Origin of the sequence: Loktanella atrilutea (assembly GCF_900128995.1) — a bacterium.
GTDB lineage: Bacteria > Pseudomonadota > Alphaproteobacteria > Rhodobacterales > Rhodobacteraceae > Loktanella > Loktanella atrilutea.
On the sequence record NZ_FQUE01000033.1, the window covers coordinates 1 to 6104 of the forward strand.

The 6104-nt window shown below is 51.0% G+C and carries 4 protein-coding genes and 2 pseudogenes; 5 read left to right on the forward strand and 1 reads right to left on the reverse strand.

Features of this window, described 5'->3' with window-relative positions; all coding sequences use genetic code 11:
* Positions 1–204: 204 nt before the first annotated feature.
* On the reverse strand, positions 205–894 hold the full coding sequence (locus tag BUA54_RS20230; protein WP_072859043.1) for a hypothetical protein: 690 nt from the start codon (positions 892–894) through the stop codon (positions 205–207).
* A gap of 982 nt (positions 895–1876) precedes the next feature.
* On the opposite strand from BUA54_RS20230, the gene BUA54_RS21800 reads away from it, so the two are divergent.
* The 5 genes and pseudogenes from BUA54_RS21800 to BUA54_RS20725 all read left to right on the forward strand — a co-directional run.
* Entirely contained in the window at positions 1877–2611 is a 735-nt protein-coding gene (locus tag BUA54_RS21800) for a CatB-related O-acetyltransferase (protein ID WP_084114722.1), read from the forward strand.
* A 56-nt stretch (positions 2612–2667) separates the two neighbouring features.
* Positions 2668–3702 (forward strand): hypothetical protein, encoded by a 1035-nt coding sequence (locus BUA54_RS21100; RefSeq protein ID WP_143155566.1) that lies wholly within the window; start codon positions 2668–2670, stop codon positions 3700–3702.
* Positions 3703–3728: 26 nt separating this feature from the next.
* The gene (locus BUA54_RS21105) at positions 3729–4508 is read left to right on the forward strand and encodes an acyltransferase (RefSeq protein WP_143155567.1); all 780 of its coding nucleotides are present in this window, start codon (positions 3729–3731) and stop codon (positions 4506–4508) included.
* 219 nt (positions 4509–4727) lie between these two features.
* Positions 4728–5559 (forward strand): annotated as a pseudogene (locus tag BUA54_RS20720) (IS256 family transposase); the annotation flags it as partial.
* 65 nt (positions 5560–5624) lie between these two features.
* Positions 5625–6104 (forward strand): annotated as a pseudogene (locus BUA54_RS20725) (transposase); the annotation flags it as partial.

Consider the following 6104-nt stretch of genomic DNA (forward strand, 5'->3'; position numbering starts at 1 on the left):
GTAAACCATACAACATGCTGACAGGTCACGATGTGGCCTGTCAGCGTTACCGATACGATGGACGTGGGCTGGATCGTTGCAGGAGCATGATCCAGTCCGTTTCATATGGCACGGGACCCCAGCCTATGAACGACGATGATGCATGCCAGGATCGAAGAGGGGGGGACGGTCTGCCGCTCCGGCGACCGTGCCGATGTCGGGTCCTCAGTTGCGCATCTGAGTTTGGGGCTGTGCGTGCTCTTCAAAATAGCTGGTGTAGTCGAAACTGCAGAACGCGTGTCCGACCGCTTCGGAAATGACTTCCGAGAGTGCGAAGGGATCCATGGGGTGAGTGTCCGTGAGGGTCTTCTTGACGACTGCACCGCCGACCCGAAACGACGGCAGATTAGGAATGCCGCATCTCGTGAGGGGCCGGGCGTTCAGGATGTCGCGATCGAACATCTCCACGTAGATGACTTTCAGATCGCCTGAGCGGGATGTGACGAGGACACTGCCGAATTCGGAGTAGCGTTCGTCGCCTGCCCGTGGCTTCAGGTTGACCTTCATGAAATGCTCTACGACTGTGGCCGCGTGTTGCCACGGTTGACGTTGAATGCGTGCCAGAAGTGCGTCGACGCCGATGACCTGTTGGGCCTTGCGCGTCGTGTTGCAGTCGATTTTGACCCGGTCGGGGTGATTGCGCACGTATGAGCGATACCAGTTATTGCACTGCGTCTGAAAGTCGTCCTGGGTCGCGCCACATCTGATCGCCTCTCCTTTCAGCTTTCCTGCTGCACGTATCTTGTTGCCACGCCCACCGGGGTGGCCGTTCAGGTCAGCGTAGATATGGCCGCCTGCCTTGCCGGAGAATGTGATGGTCCTGTTCAGGACGCTGCTGACGATAGTGGTTTTCATGGTTGGTCCGTTCGTGAAGTGTGCCGTCATTGGTCTGAACCGACTTTAATCCGGCACCCCTTTCGAAAGGGTTTCGATCCACGGACAAACCTGTGATCAGTTCCGAAACTGATCCCTACCTTTGCCTGGAGGCTGGTCTTGATGGCACCGCCGCCTTCCCCATGGCTATCGGCTGCGTTCGGCTGTACGGGACGGCAGTACCTTGCGGTCAAGAAAGAAGTGTGTGTTTTGGCGAGCAAAACTAACCCTTATGGCGGTGTAATCGGCGTCCAATTTTGACCCCCCTCTGGTTTCATCTGACCATCCGTTGCGAGGCAGCGGATGGAGGGGGGGTTGAAGCGAGTGGATACGATAGCGCGGGTGCGTCGGGCGTTTCATATGCAAGGCTAGTCGATGACCCGACCCTGTACACAAACATGCGGCGCCCGAACGGCGACCGCGGAGAGAACCTCAGAGCCCAACACGCAGGATGACGCGAGAGGAAATCAGCACTTGACCAAGGCGATCAAAGAAACTGGTAGGACACCGCCTGAGAAAGGATCGCACCATCAAAACCTAGGATCAAACACCCGAAGGAACTGTGGTGGCTGAAAACTCAATAGATATAGCACAACACTTCGCGTCTGAAGTTGTTAGGGCACCTCTAAGAATTGCCCATCCCTTGGCTCCGCGTTATGACAGGACTATGAACTGGCAGTGGGGATGTTATTGATGGCGCAGATGGGTTTCTTTGACGTTCAGTCCGTTACTCAAGCCTGGAGGCAAGAAGTATCCACTGGTAGAGATCGGCGCTGTCGTGTGTCGTCGGGGGAGTTTCGCCCAGCCTTTGAGCGGATCTGGCACGCGCAATGCGAAACTTAAGCCACGCCCGGGGCTCAAAACCAATGACCGCGATGTTCAAGACGTTGGTTTAGGGCGCACTCGGGTTTCAAGTGATAGAGTTTCAGCTCTCTGTATAATTTAATAAAGGATAAATAATCTAATGAGCCATAAGTTCAGCAACAAATTAGATGACATCTCGCAAAAATTAACTCAGTATGGCGTACATCACAACTTGGATAAGAAAGTTATTGCGCGGTTTTGGGGTGAAATAGAAGCACCCGTAAGGATTTCAGAGAGCCGAATTTTTCACGATTTTTCAATTGGAGCATTTTCGTATCTTACCGGTGGTTTTTTTTATCACACTCATATTGGTCGCTACTGCTCACTGGCTAGTGATCTGCATGTGGGGCAAGGAAATCATCCTATCGACTGGCTTAGCACACACCCCTTTCAGTATCAGCGCCTAAAATATGTGGTAGGATCAGGTTATGCCGACCGCGAAATCTACTATGAAGACGTTGAAAAAGCTGATAATTCTACCGTGGTAAAGCCGATAAAGACCATCATTGGCAGCGATGTTTGGATCGGCTACGGCGCCTACATCAAAAATGGCGTGACTATTGGTGATGGTGCCGTGATTGGTGCGCGGTCAGTAGTGACCAAAGATGTGCCCCCTTATGCGATTGTGGTGGGACACCCTGCTCGAGTGATAAAATATCGCTTCGATGAAGATGTCTGTCAGCGCCTGATAAAAAGTCACTGGTGGCGCTATTCGCCATGGCAGTTACGTCATGTAAATTTTACCGACATCTCTAAGGCTATAGAACAAATCGAGAAAATGACAGATGATGGCACCCCGGACTATAAACCTGGCATAATTGAGCTGCATCGATGAAATCACTTTAATGTACTTACTTTACTCACTAGTTTTGCGCAGGAAATAATAATACTATGAAGAAGATAATTATACATTGCGGCATGCCCAAAACAGGAACCTCTGCAATCCAAGTACAGTTTGCGCAGGGAAGGAAAAACTTCCTTAAGCATGGATATGATTATCTAAATACTGGAGTAGATAAAAAAGCTGAGAAAGGAGGGATAAGTTCGGGGAATGGATTCGAGCTTGCTCGAGCCTATATGCCTCAAAGTCATCCTTCAAGTTTGGCAAAGCAACGTAAGAATATTACTGAAAAGACCCGCCGCGCAATTCATAATACTGATTGTCATGTAATTATATCCAGCGAGTTTTTTTCTGCAACTACGCGTCCACTACTCGGTGAACTGGCGGCATCTTTTTCTGATTTGGGTGAAGTAAATCTCGCGTTTTTTGTTCGTGAGCAAACAACCGCGTTAGTTTCAAGTTATATTCAGCAGATAAAGCGTCGTGGGGAAACTAAATTCCCAGATGAATTTTCTTCTGATTTTGACATACAAAAACAATCAATGCTTTTGTATAATAGCTACTTTACAGAGCTTTCGTTTCATATCGACAATGCAAACATTTTGGCAAAGCCCTACGAATTAGCAAAAAGTAACCCTGCAGGAGTGCTAGGTTTGTTTCTAGACATGATAGGTGCAAAAATTCCGCTGGAAGATTTACCTGTAGATAAACGAGTTAACCTAAGCCCTAGTCCACAGGAACTAAGATTGCTAATTGAAGTAAACAAACATGAGCCGAGCAAATACTTTTCCGACATGGTTGTAGAGCTTAGCTATGCTGCTGGGCGAAGCAATATATATGCACCCCAAGTTATTTTGCCCCCCGAGGTGGCAAAGAAAGTGAAAACCTTGTTCCATAAAGAGAACGAAGACTTTTTTATTAATTTCGCAAAATGTAATAATATTTATGATAATGAGGTGGACAATAGTTCCTATATTAACCTTCGTGATGTCACATTCGACGCGACAGTCATGGTAGATGTTTTTGCTGGAGTTTTATCTAGGCTCGATAAGAGGCTGGAAAAGTTAGAACAAACTATTATATAGTCGAAAAGAATCGTGAAAGGTGGTGTGTGATCGAGATTTTGTATGATGGCTTTCTGAAGAGAGCACGTAGCATTATAAAGGAAATTGAAATTGGTGATTTTAGTGGATCGAATGAAGTACCATATAGTGACCAATATCCTATAACCAAGAAAGGGGGTGGCGCAATTTTGGCGTGCCCCCGAGTCAATATGCAGAGAGTGTTTGGAGGAAGAAAAGATGTTGAGAAGATTATCTGTCACGGACGTGAAAGTCTTGTTTTTTTATCAGAAGGCGTAAGTATTAAGGGATCGAGACTAGAAGTGGTAGGGCAAAGATCAGGAATCTTGATTGGCAAGAATGTTAGAATGAAAGGAGTTACTCTTAAGCTATACGGTGATGATGGGCTGATTGTTATTGGTGCGGAATCTAGTTGGGAAAGTGGAGCAGCTCTTTGTATTGGTGGTAGAAGCATAGCTATTGGAAATGACTGTATGTTCTCTAACGGCGTTGGAATGAGGACCAATGATGATCATGGAATTTGGGACAATAAAACTGGAAAAAGGATAAACCCTTCTAAAGATATTGTTGTGGGGCATCACGTTTGGTTGGGAAACGGTAGTAGGCTCAATAAAGGATCAAATGTGGGTATGGGATCGATAGTGGGGCAATTTGCTGTCGTTTCGGGGGATGTGGAAGCTGAATGTATTTATGCTGGAATCCCAGCTAGAAAAATAAGAGGTGATGTTCACTGGACGCGTCACGATGATAATGACGATATGCCTAAAGAGTATCGGGTAAGTTTTAACGGCGCTGTTGCGCAAAGCTGAAACTTGTCGCAGTGCCCCTTTCTCCAAATATACTTATCCTGCGTCGATCGTAATGGTTATGCCGAGAATGATGAACTGGTTCGGGTCTGGCATCGACGAAGTCGACAAGAGATGCTTTCTTAAATTTTTGGTGACGTCCCGGTTGGTGGTGTCGGTGGCCATCGGGTTTCTCGGTAGGGTCGGGTTGCGACAACCAACCGGAACCGAGGGATAGACCCGATGACCAAACTGATGATGGACCTCCGAGCGCTGGTGGAGAGGAGCCCAGATACCGACCTTCTGCGTGAGATGATCGGCTTTGCCGCCAAGCGGCTGATGGAGCTGGAGGTCGGTGCCAAGACCGGCGCCGACTACGGTGAAAAGAGCACCGAGCGGCTGGCGCAGCGCAATGGCTACCGCGATCGCGACTGGCAGACCCGGGCCGGTAATGTCGAGCTGCGCATCCCGCGGCTGCGCACGGGCTCTTACTTTCCCTCGTTCCTCAAGCCCCGGCGCTCGGTGAAAAGGCGCTGACAGCCGTCATTCAGGGGGAGGAGGATCAGGGAGGCATCCAGTGGACGTTTCCCCCGACGAACGATGTCCATGGCGTTTCGACGCGATCGATGGATGACCTTGTGCAGGCCATGGGCGGAACTGGCATATCCAAGAGCCAGGTCAGCCGGCTTTGCGAAGAAATCGACGAGCGGGTCGACGCCTTTCTCACCCGACCGATCGAGGGCGAATGGCCCTATCTCTGGATCGACGCGACCTATCTCAAGGTCCGTCAGGGGGTCGTATCGTGTCTGTCGCCGTGACGATCGCGGTGGGCGTGAACACCGATGGCCGCCGCGAAGTGCTGGGCATGGCGATCGGGGCTTCCGAGGTGGAGCCGCTCTGGACCAAGTTTCTGCGCGATCTTGTCCGCCGCGGCCTCTCCGGCGTGAAGCTGGTGATCAGCGATGCACATGAGGGCATCAAGGCGGCCACGGCCCGGGTGCTGTCGACCACCTAGCAGCGCTGCCGGGTGCATTTCCAGCGCAACGCTCTGGCCCATGCCGGCAAGAACAGCCGTGACCTGCCCCCCGCAATATCCCTCAGCCTGATGTAGAGTTTGCTCAACCGTGAAGGAGCAGACGAATGAGAAAGAGCCGTTTCACCGAGGCGCAGATAATCGGGATGATCAAGGAGCAGGAGGCGGGCTTGCCGACAGTTGAGGTGTGCCGCAGGCATGGTCTGAGCCCGGCGACGTTCTACAAGCTGAAGTCCAAGTATGGCGGCATGGAGGTTTCCGATGCTGCCAAGCTGAAGACACTGGATGACGAGAACGCCAAACATAAGCGCCTGCTGGCCGACACCATGCTCGACAATGTCGTCCTGAAGGATCTGCTGGGAAAGAACTGACGACGCTGACCAAGCGGCGAGAGGCAGCGCTCAGGTCAATGCGGGATCACGATATCTCGCAGCGTCGGGCCTGCCAGCTGGTCGGTGTCGATCCCAAGACGGTCCGGCGCACACGCCCGCCGGACTGTCCAGAGATCCGCGAGGAGATGAAGGAGATCGCCGGGAAGCGGCGCCGGTTCGGTTATCGCCGGATCGGCATTCTGCTCGAGCGCAAGG

What these genes read in the sequence shown, in the direction of transcription:
- BUA54_RS20230 (WP_072859043.1), bottom strand. Translation starts at nt 894, where the DNA reads ATGAAAACCACTATCGTCAGCAGCGTCCTGAACAGGACCATCACATTC.
- BUA54_RS21800 (WP_084114722.1), top strand. Translation starts at nt 1,877, where the DNA reads ATGAGCCATAAGTTCAGCAACAAATTAGATGACATCTCGCAAAAATTA.
- BUA54_RS21100 (WP_143155566.1), top strand. Translation starts at nt 2,668, where the DNA reads ATGAAGAAGATAATTATACATTGCGGCATGCCCAAAACAGGAACCTCT.